The organism is Paenibacillus sp. FSL H3-0302 (genome assembly GCF_037982245.1).
GTDB lineage: Bacteria > Bacillota > Bacilli > Paenibacillales > Paenibacillaceae > Paenibacillus_AQ > Paenibacillus_AQ odorifer.
Map to the genome: position 1 here is coordinate 3,482,630 of NZ_CP150284.1, position 14,150 is coordinate 3,496,779.

Genomic DNA, 14,150 nt, shown 5'->3' on the forward strand with positions numbered 1-14,150 from the left:
CGTGGGCACGGAAACGGCTAAAACCAGTATATGGTTTAGCATATCATTCTATTTTATGGGGGGATTACTTGAAAATGAAGGATACGAAAAGCAAGGCTTCACTGCTTCTCACACTGATGCTTATTTCAGCATTAGCCACTACGGCTTGCGGCAATTCAAACAACTCGAACAACGCTACACCAGATAATGCCGGAAAAGAAAGCGCCGCACCGAGCTCATCAGCGAACTCAACCACCGATAACACATCCAATGAGCCCTCGAAGCTGGAGCCTTATAAAATAAAGCTGGTCTACGAAGGAGCTCCACAGGCGGACGAGGCTATCGTAGAGGAAGCGCTGAACAAGATCTTGACCGAAAAAATCAACGCGACAGTAGATATCGCACCAATCGATTGGGGAGCATGGGATGATAAGACTAACCTCATCATCGCTTCTCGAGAGCCCGTAGACATTCTATTTACAGCCTCATGGAACGGGTATGCAAAGAACGTTGCCAAAGGTGCTTACTTAGATCTCGGTCCCTTGCTCGATCAGTATGGCCAGGGCATTAAGGATAGCTTGGATCCAGCTTTTCTCGATGGCTCCAAAATCGGCGGCAAAAATTATGCAGTCCCTACGAATAAAGAATTGGCATCGTCAGGGGGCATTGTGTACCGGAAGGACATTGCCGATGAACTCGGCATCGACATGAGTAAAGTGCAAAAAATCGAAGATTTAGATGCCGTTTATAAGATCGTTAAAGAGAAGAAGCCAACCATGTATCCGCTGTATACAACGGGTGGCACGTTCGCCTCTCACTCCTTTGTGGAATTGGATTTTTTAGGTGATACGACGATACCTGGCGCTATCGATAAGAATGGCACGGAAGCGACAGTCAAACCGGCCGAAGAGTATCCACAATACTTAAATGCATTAAAAGTAACCCGTGATTTCTTCCAGAAGGGGTATCTTAACAAAGATGCGGCCACTTCCCAAACGTCATCCCTTGATGCTTATAAGACGGGCAATGTATTTTCCACTGTAGAACCTCTTAAGCCAGGCAAAGCAGAAGAAATCGCATCCGCGACAGGACTTGATGGCAAGCTTGCACAAATTACTTTAACAGGTAAAACGGTCGCCACATCGGAGACTACCGGCGCCATGTTAGCCATCTCATCAACGTCTAAGAACCCGGAACGCGCCATGATGCTGATTAACCTGCTTCATACAGATCAAGAAATTATTAATCTGCTTAACTTCGGTATTGAAGGTACACACTTTACACTTAATGGTAATGTTATGACGCAGACAGAGAAGTCAGGACAGTACGCACCGGGCGTCGCTTGGGAGCTGGGAAATCAATTCCTGAACTATGTCTGGAGTTCGGAAGCTCCAGACAAGTGGGAGCAGTTCAAAAAGTTCAACGAAGGCGCTAAATCATCGCCGGCACTGGGCTTCACCTTTGACAGCGAGCCAGTCAAATCCGAAGTCGGAGCACTAGCAAACGTTCTAAGAGAATATCAAAAGATGCTTGAGACCGGCTCGGTTGATCTGGACAAAGAATTGCCGAAATTTATCGCCGCCCAAAAATCGGCCGGCCTAGATAAAGTCATTGCTGAAAAGCAAAAACAGCTTGATGAATTCCTTGCCAGTAGATGATATGTGTTCATAGCAAATAAAGGACCTACTCATTGTTCTGGATAAAAACAATGAGTAGGTCCTTTTGACTTTCGTTATTTAATTCACAGTGTCAACTAGGCTTTAAGAGGCTTGGTCGAATTGGCTATTATAAAGCTCCGCATAAAAACCATTTTTGGCAAGTAGTTCTTCGTGGCTGCCGCTTTCCAGGATATCGCCTTCCTTCAGAACCAGAATCACATCGGCGTTCTTAATGGTTGAGAGTCTATGCGCAATAACAAAAGAGGTTCTTCCCTCCATGAGCTTATCCATTGCCTGCTGAATCAAGAGCTCTGTTCTTGTATCGACTGAGCTTGTAGCTTCATCGAGGATGAGCATTGGTGCATTTTTGAGCATCGCGCGGGCGATCGTAAGCTGTTGCTTTTGGCCCGTGGATAAATTAACTTTGTCATTTAGTATGGTATTATAACCGGCACTTAAGGTCTGAATGAAATGATGCAAGCCTACCGACTTACAAGCATCTTCAACTTCTTTATCGGTTACACCTGTTTTGTTGTACACTAGATTTTCCCTGATAGTGCCCTCAAAAAGCCAGGTGTCCTGCAAGACCATACAGAATAGATCATGGATGTTTTCTCTTGTTAAGCTGCTGATGGGGGTATCATCAATATATATTTCTCCGCCCTTTAATTCATTAAACCGTATTAGAAGATTTATCAGTGTAGTTTTACCTGCGCCGGTAGGGCCGACTATAGCAATTTTTTGCCCAGGCTTAATCTCTGCAGAAAAATCTTTAATCACAAGTTTATCTGAATTTTCATAAGCAAATTGCACATGTTCAAAATCAACTTTGCCCACAGCAGTTTTAAGATGTCTTTCTTTATGACTTTCATTGTCCATTTCGTCAGCATCGAGGAACTCAAAGACACGTTTGCTTGCCGCGGAAGCCGATTGCAGACTTTGTGCGGCTTGAGCAATCTGAGAGAGCGGTTGTGTAAAGTAACGGACATACAGTATAAAGGCTACAATGACCCCAAAGGATATCGTTCCGTTCATAGCAAGTACAGCACCAACTACACAAACGGCCACAAAACCTAGATTGCCTATAAACATCATAATCGGCATCATAAGACCGGAGAGGAACTGCGCTTTAAATGCACTATCTTTAAGATTCATATTCAGGGATTCAAATGTATTGCGCATTTGCGATTCACCATTGTAGGCTTTCACTACAGTATGTCCTGTATATACTTCCTCCACATGGCCATTGATTTTCCCTAAGTATTCTTGCTGACTTTGAAAATACTTTTGGGATTTTTTCATAATTGCCGCTATGAGGCCAAAGCCAATGATAGTTGCAACAACCGCCGTAATAGTCATGATCACATTTGTTTTGAACATCATGATGATGGATCCCGTAAAGAGGGCAAGGGCAGTTACCAGTGTGCCGACGCTTTGGTTTAAAGCTTGCCCGATCGTATCCACATCGTTGGTAACCCGGGACAGGATGTCACCGGTTGTAGAATTATTATAATAAGAGATCGGAAGTTTGTTCATTTTGCGTGAGAGATCGGCTCTTAAGTTTTTGGAGACCTTTTGCGTAACTGCGGACATAATTAATCCTTGTACCAAAGATAACATAGCGCTAAGGATATAGATAAATACAAGGAAAAGGCCGATAGAAGTTACTGCTTCCATATCAATTCCGGTGACGAGGCCGGCCGTGATCAAGTCTGTCATCTCCGAAAGCTTATCCGGTCCAAGCAGAGTCAGAACCGTACCGATTGCTGCACTAATAATAGCTATAAGAACTACAGGGATATATTTTCTGCAATAGTGGAGAAGTTTGCTCCACGTGTTGAGTTGCTCTTTGCTTTTGTTCATTAAGCTAGCTCCTCCTTTGAAAGTTGTGAGTAAGCAATCTCTTGGTAGACATCACAGGTCTGCATCAATTCATCATGTGTTCCCATGCCTGCCATTCGTCCGGCTTCCAGTACAATGATTTTGTCTGCATCTTTGATTGTACCGATCCGTTGGGCAACGATTAGTATCGTTGTACCGCTGGATTTTTTCTTCAATTCACTTCGCAATTTGCGATCCGTCTTATAATCAAGCGCTGAGAAGGAATCGTCGAAGATTAATATTTCAGGACGACGGGCAATGGCTCGGGCAATGGAAAGACGTTGTTTTTGACCGCCAGACAAGTTCGTACCGCCTTGAGAGACATGAGCCTCGTAGCTTCCTTCCATCTTTTCAACAAAATCTGAAGCTTGAGAGGTGTAAATGGCATCAACAACATCAGAGGACAGATCACTGCCATTATCGCCAAAAGCAACATTAGAGCTCACCGTGCCGCCAAACAAAATCGCTTTCTGAGATACATATCCCATTTTATTGCGCAGTGCAGTTTGCTCATATTGGTTAACATTAATACCATCCACCAACACTTCACCTGCTGTAGCATCATAAAAGCGAGGAATCAGGTTCACGACGGTACTTTTTCCGCATCCGGTTGAACCGATGAAGGCTACAGTTTCTCCTTTTTTCACCGTAAAGCTGATATCTTTAATAACGTATTCTTCTGCATCCGGATATTTAAAGCTGACATTTTTGAATTCGACCTCACCCAACCGATTTGCCTTGGAGGAAGTAAGTGATCCGTTCTCTAAGCTTGGCTTAGTATCCAGCACTTCATTGATTCTTTTAGCGGATACATGGGCACGAGGCATCAGGATAAAAATCATGATCAGCATCATGAATGCCATAACCACCTGCATCGCATAGGATGAGAAGACAATCATATCTGAAAATAAGCCCATCTTCGCCGTACCATTGGCATTTTGAATCAAAATAGCACCAATCCAATATATTGCGAGACTTAAACCGCTCATAATCAGAGAAATACTTGGCATCATCATGGACAGTACATTATTGGCGAATAAATTCGTTCGGGTAAGCTCGCTGTTGGCTACGCTAAATTTATCTTCCTGGTAACTTTCCGCATTATACGCACGAATGACACGAAGGCCGGTAAGATTCTCTCTTGCAACACGATTAAGATTATCAGTCAGTTGCTGCAATTTTTGGAATTTCGGAAGCACTAGCACGATCACTATGCCGACAATAAGAATCAATACCCCAATGGCGACACCGGTAGCAAGCGACCACTGCCAACTCTTGCCTGTAATTTTGAGCATTGCCCAAACGGCAAGGATGGGAGCCTTCACCAGCAGTTGCAGACCGATGACAATCAGCATTTGCACTTGTGTAATGTCATTTGTTGAACGGGTAATTAAACTAGCTGTAGAGAAGTTGTTGATTTCTTCCATAGAGAAAGACTGTACCTTATCAAACAATTTGGAGCGTAATCTTGAAGAGAAGTTGGCGGCAATTTTAGCGGCGATCCCTGCCACTATAATTGATGTGGCTAAGCTGCCGAGGGCACAGAGCAACATCCAGCCTCCGGCTGCAATGATTTCGCTCATTTCACTCCCTGGTATCTGTACAAGACGAGTAATCTCGCTCATATAACCGGGCAATTCCAGATCCAGCCATACCTGTGTGACAATAAATAGGATGCTGATACCGATTAGGGCCCATTCCTTCGGTTTTAAGTACTTAAGTATAGTTACCATACATCTGACTCCTTTATGTGGCGTTGCTTAAATGATAACGAAAGAAGATAAACTGAAAGTTAACTTTTCTGAAAAATAAAAAAACCCTGAAAGAACGATGAGGTTCTCCAGGGCTCGTACTACATTCCAATCGGAATCGTAACTGTAAATGTGGTTCCTTGTAATGGAATGCTTTCGCAAGAAATGGTTCCATGGTGTAGATGAATGATTTTTTTAACAATTGCTAATCCAAGTCCATTGCCTGCAGTCGAGTGGGAAGTATCCTGCTGATAAAATTTATCGAATATCTTGGGAAGAGCCTCAGGATGAATACCGCTTCCGCAGTCATGAACTAGAATCACCAGGTTATCTTCGTTTTTCTTCATCTTAACTTCAATTTCACCATGCTCAGGAGTGAATTTGATCGCGTTATCCAATAAATTTAACCAAACCTGATTTAAAAGCTCTTTATTGCCGGAGAGTTCATAATCCTGAATATTAACATTCAGCTTCAGGTGCTTCTTCTCAAATTTGGCAGCCAGTAAAAGCACAGACTGGCGAATTTGTTCCCCAACATTAAACCGCATTTTGTTTGTCAGAATCTTTTGCGTCTCAACCTGCGTCAGCTCCAGTACATTCGAAGCAAGGGAGGCAAGTCTGGTCGATTCCTCAATGACAATATCTAGATATTCATCACGTTCCTCTTTAGTAAGATCATCATTCTTTAAGACTTCAGCAAACCCTTTAATAGATACAATCGGTGTTTTGAATTCATGGGAAAAATTGTTTACAAAATCAGTTCGCAGAATTTCGATACCCCCAAGCTCTTCAGCCATACGGTTAAAGTTCTCTGATAGAATTTCAAACTCTGGCGGGCTTTTGAGCTGGAGCCGCATGGAGAAGTCACCACTGGCAAGACGCTCTGTGGCCTCTATAAATATCCGGATGGATTTTACCATTTTCCGGCTTGTGATGGCTGATATCGTGGTACCGATAATTGTACAAGCGATTAATACCATTATGGGTAGTACGAATCCATCCTGGGCAAGCTCTTCGTTCAACAAACCAAAAACCTGTGCGAGAAAGAAGAGTAGTCCTGTAATCACAACGGTAATAAGAAAGATGAAAAATATGATAAGAGAAAAATAGATGGGAAGGCTGATTCTGTTGCTGAGCTTGTTACTTATTTTGCTCACTGGCTTCGCACCGCCTTGTATCCAAGACCTCTGACGGAAACCAGTTCAAACTCTGGATAAGCGTCAAACCGTTTCCGCAAACGATTGATATGCACATTAACGGTTGTATCCGTACTTTCACTTTCCATGCCCCATATCTCGTCCATAAGCTGGATGCGCGTGAAAATCCGTTCAGGATAGGACAACAACTTATACAACAAATAGAATTCTTTTTGCGGAAGCGTTTGTTTCTCGTCCTCCCGGGTTACTGTCAATGCGTCATAATCAAGGATCACTTTACCCACTACTAATTTACGGGCACTTGCGATTTGTGAACGGCGAAGCAGCGCTTGGATTCTGAGCAGCATTTCTTCGGTATCAATGGGTTTGGTCATATAATCATCAGTTCCAATCCGGAACCCCTTTTTCTTATCTTCAGGCAGCTGTTTTGCTGTAGCCATAAGAATGGGGACCAAGCTATCGGCATCTCTTACTTCCTTGGCGAATTCATAACCATCCATATTAGGCATCATGATATCCAGAATGATTAGATCAATATGCTGTGAATCAAGGACCTCCAAAGCTTTAACTCCGTCTTCAGCAGTTACAACATCATATCCTTCGCGTTTCAGAACAGCTTCAAGAAGTCTTCTTACATGCTTATCATCTTCAACAACGAGTATGTTAATCATTACTGTTCACTCCAATAGTAGGTTTGTATCCATTATTACCTGTGGGGAATTTGTTTTAAAGGGAGCAGAATCAATATTTATCTAATCTTAAGATTTGGTTTGAAATCCTTGTAGTCGATATAAAGTGACTCATACATAGGGAGGATTCAATGAAATGAGAGGAATAGGCAATGATTTAATACTATTATGATATCTGTTTTGTGAAAAATTGTTGCATACTAAAATAGTACCCAAACTAATTTAGCTGGATTAACGTGCTGAAAATAATGCAGACTACGTCGAGCGTTGAACTTTGACTGAACTTCATGCGAAAGGAAGATCACAGATGCAAATGCGTAAATTAGGAAATAGTGGCTTGGAAGTTTCGGCAATAGGGTTTGGCTGTATGGGAATGGATCATGCCTATGGAAAGCCAGCAGATCGTAATGAAATGGTTAAATTAATTCGCAGAGCAGTTGAACTAGGATGTAATTTCTTTGATACTGCTGCTTTTTATGGAGATTCCAATGAGGAATTAGTAGGCGAAGCCCTTGCACCACAAAGAGATCAAGTTGTGATTGCAACTAAATTCGGAATTTTAGGACAAGAAGCTGTAGACGGTCAACCTCAACTTATTTTGAATAGCACACCAGATTCTATTCGTGAACAAATAGAAGGTTCATTAAAAAGGTTGAAGGTCAATTGCATTGATTTATATTATCAGCACCGAGTGGATCCAAATGTCGAACCTGAAGCTGTCGCTGAAACAATGAAAGATTTAATAGCTGAAGGGAAGATTAATACATGGGGTGTCTCAAATGCACCGATTGATTATATGAAACGAGCAAATGCTGTATGTTCGATTACTGCAACCCAAAATCAGTACTCCATGATGTGGCGTGAACCGGAAAAAGAGTTGTTTGAACTTTGTGAAGAATTAGGAATTGCTTTTATCGCTTACAGTCCATTAGGAAATGGTTTCTTAAGTGGTAAATATACCAAGGAAACCAAATATGATGAAGGTGACTATCGAAGTTTCATGGGAAGATTCAAACCTGATGTGATTGATCATAATCAAGTGTTATTAGATTTAATTACTCAAGTTGCAAAAAGTAAAAATGCAACACCAGCTCAAGTCGTACTCGCGTGGGAATTAGCTCAAAAACCATATATCATTCCAATTCCAGGCACTACAAAATTAAACAGATTAGAAGAAAACCTATATGGAGCTGATCTCAAATTAACAAAGGAAGATGTAGATAGTCTAAATGAAGCTTTGTCTAAAATGGATATTGATAGTTCACACTTTTAAATAGAGCTATATCATCAACTAATAGGAGGATTTTTTATGCAAAAAGTTATTTTGAACAATGGTGTTGAAATGCCGATACTTGGTTTTGGGGTTTTTCAAATTCAAGATGCAGCTGAATGTGAACAAGCTGTTTACGATGCGATCATGTCAGGTTATCGACTGATAGATACCGCAGCCTCATACCTAAACGAAGAAGCGGTGGGAAGAGCCCTCAAACGGAGTGGAGTACCAAGAGAGGATCTATTTATTACTACGAAATTATGGGTTCAAGATACAGGATACGAACGTACAAAGGAAGCATTTGAAAAATCCCTTTCAAGATTGCAACTTGATTATTTGGATTTGTATTTAATTCATCAGCCATTTGGTGATGTGCATGGTTCTTGGCGGGCGCTGGAGGAATTGTACCGTGAAGGAAAAATAAGAGCGATTGGCGTAAGTAACTTCCAGAACGATCGTCTGATTGATTTGATTATTCATAATGAAGTAACTCCTGCAGTTAATCAAGTTGAGACACATCCCTTCTGCCAACAAATTGAAAGTGCTGCATTCATGAAAGAAAACAATGTTCAGATTGAATCATGGGGTCCATTTGCTGAAGGTAAAAACAACATGTTTCAGAACGAAGTTTTAGTATCAATAGCCCAAAAATATAATAAATCTGTTGCCCAAGTGGTTTTACGCTGGTTGACGCAAAGAGGAGTTGTTGTGATTCCAAAGTCTGTCCGGAAAGAAAGAATAATTGAAAACTTTAATATCTTTGACTTTGAATTAAACTCAGAGGATATAGAACAAATTGCGCTGTTAGACACAAAAGAGAGCTTGTTCTTTTCACATAGAGATCCTGTAATGGTAAAAGCGTTAAGTACAAGGAAGCTGGATATCTAATTTTTCTTAGGATCTTGTTGGTTTTGATAAAAGAGGGGTTAACCATAATTAAGGGGTTAACCCCTCTTTTATTTATAAGACCCTTAGCCTTGAACAGTTCATTTTAATTTGAAGGTTTAAGAATAAAGGCAGCTAAAGCTTGTGAATATCGCATTATAATCTTGATCTTCTCCAGTGGCGTACAAACCAATAAGCACACCTGTGAATCCTCCGGCTATTTCAGAGGATAGATATTTGGTTTGCGCAGCTCCGAGTAAGATCTCAATACCGTCTACCTGGATATAAAATTGATAATGCGTTGGACTGCTTTTGACAACTAATGAAGCATGGTTGCACTGACCTATATTTTTTGTTTTTTCAATGGATTTGATATCTCCGATATTCAGCCGTTCGATAATCTCATAACCCTCTGGATGTTTACGCAAGGCCAAATCATAATGGTGATTTTCGTCCATGTAAAGTGTAATTCCGGCTTCACCATTCGTAAGGCTGACTTGGCACGAAATAATTGCGTTAAAATCTTTTTGACGAATACCAATAAATGTCGGAGTAGCCGGGATATCTAACGTAACTGCAGTTCCTTTAAGCTTTATTTTATCAGCTTCTAACCGATAATTTTCTGTAACCGGGTGACGCAGGTAACACCAGTCTAAATTCCAATCTGTGTTCTCGAACGTAAAGACTCTTTTCTCCTGCTGAATGACTGTGTCCGCAATACGATCAGTCTCGAAACTTATAAGTGTGGTACCTTCATGACCTGCTGTAAACCATCCATCCTCGCCAAAGGTAATCGGAGTTAGAAAAACCTCGCGCCCCAAATGGTGATAGGTAAGATACTGGCCAGTCTGCCGGAATCCAAGATGTAACAGCCACCAATCCCCCTCATGGTCTTGTACCAAATCTCCATGTCCAACTCCCTGAAGCTCGTAACCGCCTAAATTTCGATTAGTCAATACGGGGTTATGCGGGTAGGCTTCGAATGGGCCAGTAGGAGAATTGCCCCTTGCATAAGTAACCATATGCCCATATTCGGTTCCACCCTCAGCAGCTAGTAGATAGTATTGTCCATTAATTTTGTATAAATGAGGACTCTCCAAATAACGCCCACCGGATCCTTGCCAGATTGAACGGCTTGACGACAGCTTCTGCCCAGTTTCAATTTCAATTTCACATTGGACTATACCATTAACTCCGTAATCGTCTGTCCCATTACTCATGAAATACGTTTTGCCGTCTTCAAAATACAAATCCGGATCAATACCGCCTTGATCTACATTAATCGGATCAGACCATTCGCCGTAAATATTGTCAGTCCAGACATAGAAGTTCTGGCGCAGAGTGTCATTAGTGGTCGTCATGTAGAATCGTCCATTATTGTACCGCAGGGTGGGGGCGAATACACCACCGGAGCTGTCCACAGTATCCAGTTGAATCTGGTTCTTTCGGGTTAAGCAATGACCGATTTGGGTCCAATTAATTAAATCTTTGCTTTCAAAAATCGGAACACCGGGAAAATACTGAAAGGAACTGCAGACCAAATAATAAGTGTCTTCAACTTTACATGCGCTGGGATCAGGATAAAACCCTTTGATGACCGGGTTATTGTATTTCATTTCTCCACCTCATTAATAAATTCATATAAATAAGAATTCAATATATTTAACTACTAAGAAAATTAAACACTATTGCTTATAGGTTTTCAATGAATCGGGGTTGAAGATGTACGTTATATTTATTAAATTAATATATATGTAATTTCAATAAGCACAGGTCAGGTGATTATGATGATGATCAAAGCAAACGGCGAAGCAAAATTCATGGCGTTATATGAAGCGCTGGCAAGCGAAGTCAGATGGAGGATTATGAGCCTCATTGCAGATAATGAAATGAATGTGAAGGAGATCGCGGCTAAGTTAGAGCTTAGTCCTTCCATAGTTACTATGCATATCCGAAAGCTCGAACAAGCTGGACTTACAGGAAGTCACAGGATACGCCTAAACGGAGGAACGCACAAAATGTGTTTCCTTAAACAAAAAAGAGTTGAAATCGAACTCCCCACTGCCACTCAAACCCCGAGGATCAGAGAGCAGACCATTTCAGTCGGTCATTATACCTCGTTTGATGTCCATCCTACATGTGGTCTTGGGACACAAGAGAAAGAGATTGGGGTTTGGGACGATCCCCGCTATTTTCTCGATCCCGAGCGGGTCAACGCCGGCATTTTGTGGTTTGGGAGAGGTTACGTAGAGTACAAAACGCCTAACTACTTACTTCCCGGTCAAATGCCCGAGGCCATCGAGATTTCAATGGAAATTGCTTCTGAAGCGCCAGGCTTGAAAGATCATTGGCCTTCGGATATTGAGTTCTTTTTTAACGGTGTGAAGCTTGGAACTTGGACCAGTCCGGCAGACTTTGGAAGAGCGGCACGAGGCATATATACTCCGGATTGGTGGCATCGGAATGTAAATCAATACGGGTTATTGAAGACGATCCGCATTGACACTTCGGGCACATTTATTGATGAAGAAAGGATGTCGGACATTACTGTCGCAGATATTTTGCTACGGGAACAATTCTGGACGCTTCGGTTCGCAGTTGACGAGAAGGCTGTTAATGTTGGTGGTTTGACACTTTATGGGGCTGGATTCGGTAACCATGACCAAGATATTTTAATTCGTGTGTACCTAGGAACGATGACCTAATGAAGCAGGATAGTTCAGTTATAGTTGTTTTCTCCATCCTGTTTATCTGCTGGAACTGGTAAAATATCCATATATTGAAGAAGTTGAGAGGAGAGATATTCTGAATTATAACGAGGTTATTAAAATCGCTGATACACACTTACTTCCATTAGTGATGGAATTGTACGGATTGGAAGGTTATGAAATCAGGCTTATCAATGCACATGAAGGAGGACGGAATGTCGCATATAACTGTGATAAAGCTGATTCTGAAGCAAAAATAATCAGAATTGCCTTTTTAAGTGACAGAAGCCGAGAAGATATTTTGGGTGAAGTGGAATATATCAGGTATTTGTACGAGCATGGCGGCAGTGTTTCGAATGTGGTCAACTCCCAGAAGGGGAATCTGCTGGAAACGATAACTCTTAATAATCATACCTTTTTTGTCTGCTTGTTTGAAAAGGCCAAGGGGGGGATGCTCGCGGAAAATAATTATCAGTATCGGGAAGGCGTTCCTATTACGGAATACTATTATAACTGTGGTAAAGTTCTTGGGAAAATGCATCAATTGTCGAAGGGTTATACACCTGTCCATTCCCGGTATTATTTTTTTGATAAATACAATGCCGATTATATAGATAAGCTAATACCTGACTCGTTACCTCTGTTGAAAGAGAAACTGGTAGACCTCCTTACAACCTTAGAAGGGATGGACAGGGATCACGAGTCTTTTGGGATGGTTCATTTTGATTACTGCGATGGGAATTATATGATCGATTTTAATACAGGGCAAATAACTGTTTTTGATTTCGATAACTCCTGCTTTTGTTGGTATATGTATGACCTGGCAAATCTCTGGACACTTGGAGTGGGCTGGATACAATTTGAACAAGAAACTGATAAACGCAAACAGTTTATGGATGATTATTTTAAAACAGTCCTTGATGGCTACAGATCCGAGACCAGGATCGAAGATTCGATGTTAGACACATTGCCATTGTTTATCCAAGTAACCCTCATGGAAAACATCGTTGATGCATTCGAGGTAATGCGGAACAATGGTGAAGACCCGGAATGCGATGAAGAGCTGTCATATCGTATAAAATGTCTAGAAGACGATATCCCATATGTAGGATTTTTCCATGAAATTTACTCATGTGATGAACCCTTTGAGTATGAGAAACGAGATATTTAGGATGAGGGTGTTTTTGATATGCTGCGGATAAATTCATATGTAGACTCAAATAAGCAGGAGTTGGAGTAAATATGGCTTACGAAAAACCGGAATTGACCATGAGTGAAATTGAAAAAGTACTGTGGAATCATCTTGGACAGGGAGCGGCTGAGATTACACCGTTGTCTGGCGGCAATATAAGCAACGTGTTTTCTTTTATTTTAGAAGGAAAAGACTATGTTGTGAAATTCAGCGATTTGGAACGAGCATATGAGACCGAACAATTTGTATCTAATTTGCTACTCGACCAAGGTATCCCTTTCCCAAAATGTTTGGGGTTAGGGAGGACTAATCAGTTAACCTATTTGATCATGGAGCGAATGGAAGGTCGCAATCTATCCGATTGTACAGCAGAGGAACAAACCCGTCTGATGCCGGAAATTATCGGCATTTTAACAAGAATGGCCGAAACGGATATTGGGGGAACTAACGGTTATGGTTGGATCGGACCTGACGGCAATGGTTCCTATTCATCTTGGAAAGACTTCGTCATTGCCGTAAATGCGGAAGATCAGACGGGGACATTCTGGGAAAATTGGCATGAACTCTTCCGCACGTCTTGCTTGGAAAGAGACGTATACGAAGAAATCTATAGTCGTTTGATGACCTATGTACCCTATAATGAATCTAATAGAAGCTTTATACACGGAGATTTTCAACAGTGGAATATGTTGTCCAACGGAACACGGATAACCGGCATTATTGATGGAAATTGCATGTATGGCGATTCTCTCATAGACCTTGCGGTTCTCGACAAGCATATGCCTTGGTGTGATGTTATTAACACATATCAAAATTATCAAAAGAAAGCTAGAATAGTGACCCCGAATTTTGAGGAGCGGCTAATCGGTGCCTATTATTTTAAGGGACTCGATGGACTTCGATTCTATGCTAAGATGGGCTGGACAGAGGCTTATCAGGACACACGGCATTTTCTTTTAAACCTAAAAGCGTAATAA

The 14,150-nt window shown here is 41.5% G+C and carries 11 protein-coding genes; 6 read left to right on the top strand and 5 right to left on the bottom strand.

Features of this window, described 5'->3' with window-relative positions; translation table 11 throughout:
* Positions 1-74: 74 nt before the first annotated feature.
* Positions 75-1,637 (top strand): ABC transporter substrate-binding protein, encoded by a 1,563-nt coding sequence (locus MHH50_RS15425; RefSeq protein WP_076130604.1) that lies wholly within the window; start codon positions 75-77, stop codon positions 1,635-1,637.
* Positions 1,638-1,739: 102 nt separating this feature from the next.
* On the opposite strand, the gene MHH50_RS15430 is transcribed toward MHH50_RS15425, so the two are convergent.
* The 4 genes from MHH50_RS15430 to MHH50_RS15445 all read right to left on the bottom strand — a co-directional run bounded on the left by MHH50_RS15430 (position 1,740) and on the right by MHH50_RS15445 (position 7,097).
* On the bottom strand, positions 1,740-3,500 hold the full coding sequence (locus MHH50_RS15430; protein WP_076307836.1) for an ABC transporter ATP-binding protein: 1,761 nt from the start codon (positions 3,498-3,500) through the stop codon (positions 1,740-1,742).
* Positions 3,500-5,251, bottom strand: coding sequence for an ABC transporter ATP-binding protein (locus MHH50_RS15435; RefSeq protein ID WP_076307837.1), 1,752 nt, complete (start codon positions 5,249-5,251; stop codon positions 3,500-3,502). The genes MHH50_RS15430 and MHH50_RS15435 overlap by 1 nt, the downstream gene beginning before the upstream one ends.
* A gap of 119 nt (positions 5,252-5,370) precedes the next feature.
* Complete coding sequence (locus tag MHH50_RS15440; protein WP_081383288.1) at positions 5,371-6,426, bottom strand: HAMP domain-containing sensor histidine kinase; 1,056 nt, start codon at positions 6,424-6,426, stop codon at positions 5,371-5,373.
* A complete protein-coding gene (locus MHH50_RS15445; protein WP_036677195.1) occupies positions 6,423-7,097 on the bottom strand; it encodes a response regulator transcription factor in 675 nt (224 codons plus the stop codon). Before MHH50_RS15445 ends, MHH50_RS15440 begins: the two co-directional genes overlap by 4 nt.
* Before the next feature lie 325 nt (positions 7,098-7,422).
* Here MHH50_RS15445 and MHH50_RS15450 point away from each other — a divergent pair, with 325 nt between their 5' ends.
* The gene (locus tag MHH50_RS15450) at positions 7,423-8,388 is read left to right on the top strand and encodes an aldo/keto reductase (protein ID WP_076307838.1); all 966 of its coding nucleotides are present in this window, start codon (positions 7,423-7,425) and stop codon (positions 8,386-8,388) included.
* A 36-nt stretch (positions 8,389-8,424) separates the two neighbouring features.
* Complete coding sequence (locus MHH50_RS15455; protein ID WP_076130608.1) at positions 8,425-9,276, top strand: aldo/keto reductase; 852 nt, start codon at positions 8,425-8,427, stop codon at positions 9,274-9,276.
* 116 nt (positions 9,277-9,392) lie between these two features.
* On the opposite strand, the gene MHH50_RS15460 is transcribed toward MHH50_RS15455, so the two are convergent.
* Positions 9,393-10,889 carry a glycoside hydrolase family 43 protein gene (locus MHH50_RS15460; protein ID WP_076190317.1) on the bottom strand — a complete coding sequence of 499 codons (1,497 nt, stop codon included), beginning with the start codon at positions 10,887-10,889 and terminating at the stop codon, positions 9,393-9,395.
* 174 nt (positions 10,890-11,063) lie between these two features.
* On the opposite strand from MHH50_RS15460, the gene MHH50_RS15465 reads away from it, so the two are divergent.
* The 3 genes from MHH50_RS15465 (at position 11,064) to MHH50_RS15475 (ending at position 14,147) form a co-directional block, all read left to right on the top strand.
* Positions 11,064-11,978, top strand: a complete 915-nt coding sequence (locus tag MHH50_RS15465) for an ArsR family transcriptional regulator (RefSeq protein WP_076130610.1) — start codon at positions 11,064-11,066, stop codon at positions 11,976-11,978.
* 154 nt (positions 11,979-12,132) lie between these two features.
* Positions 12,133-13,152: a phosphotransferase gene (locus tag MHH50_RS15470; RefSeq protein WP_179086782.1), complete on the top strand. Its 1,020-nt coding sequence runs from the start codon at positions 12,133-12,135 to the stop codon at positions 13,150-13,152.
* 71 nt (positions 13,153-13,223) lie between these two features.
* Positions 13,224-14,147, top strand: coding sequence for an aminoglycoside phosphotransferase family protein (locus MHH50_RS15475; RefSeq protein ID WP_076278090.1), 924 nt, complete (start codon positions 13,224-13,226; stop codon positions 14,145-14,147).
* The last annotated feature ends 3 nt before the right edge of the window (positions 14,148-14,150 follow it).

What these genes read in the sequence shown, in the direction of transcription:
- MHH50_RS15460 (WP_076190317.1), bottom strand. Translation starts at nt 10,889, where the DNA reads ATGAAATACAATAACCCGGTCATCAAAGGGTTTTATCCTGATCCCAGC.
- MHH50_RS15445 (WP_036677195.1), bottom strand. Translation starts at nt 7,097, where the DNA reads ATGATTAACATACTCGTTGTTGAAGATGATAAGCATGTAAGAAGACTT.
- MHH50_RS15455 (WP_076130608.1), top strand. Translation starts at nt 8,425, where the DNA reads ATGCAAAAAGTTATTTTGAACAATGGTGTTGAAATGCCGATACTTGGT.
- MHH50_RS15465 (WP_076130610.1), top strand. Translation starts at nt 11,064, where the DNA reads ATGATCAAAGCAAACGGCGAAGCAAAATTCATGGCGTTATATGAAGCG.
- MHH50_RS15430 (WP_076307836.1), bottom strand. Translation starts at nt 3,500, where the DNA reads ATGAACAAAAGCAAAGAGCAACTCAACACGTGGAGCAAACTTCTCCAC.
- MHH50_RS15450 (WP_076307838.1), top strand. Translation starts at nt 7,423, where the DNA reads ATGCAAATGCGTAAATTAGGAAATAGTGGCTTGGAAGTTTCGGCAATA.
- MHH50_RS15475 (WP_076278090.1), top strand. Translation starts at nt 13,224, where the DNA reads ATGGCTTACGAAAAACCGGAATTGACCATGAGTGAAATTGAAAAAGTA.
- MHH50_RS15435 (WP_076307837.1), bottom strand. Translation starts at nt 5,251, where the DNA reads ATGGTAACTATACTTAAGTACTTAAAACCGAAGGAATGGGCCCTAATC.
- MHH50_RS15425 (WP_076130604.1), top strand. Translation starts at nt 75, where the DNA reads ATGAAGGATACGAAAAGCAAGGCTTCACTGCTTCTCACACTGATGCTT.
- MHH50_RS15470 (WP_179086782.1), top strand. Translation starts at nt 12,133, where the DNA reads ATGGAATTGTACGGATTGGAAGGTTATGAAATCAGGCTTATCAATGCA.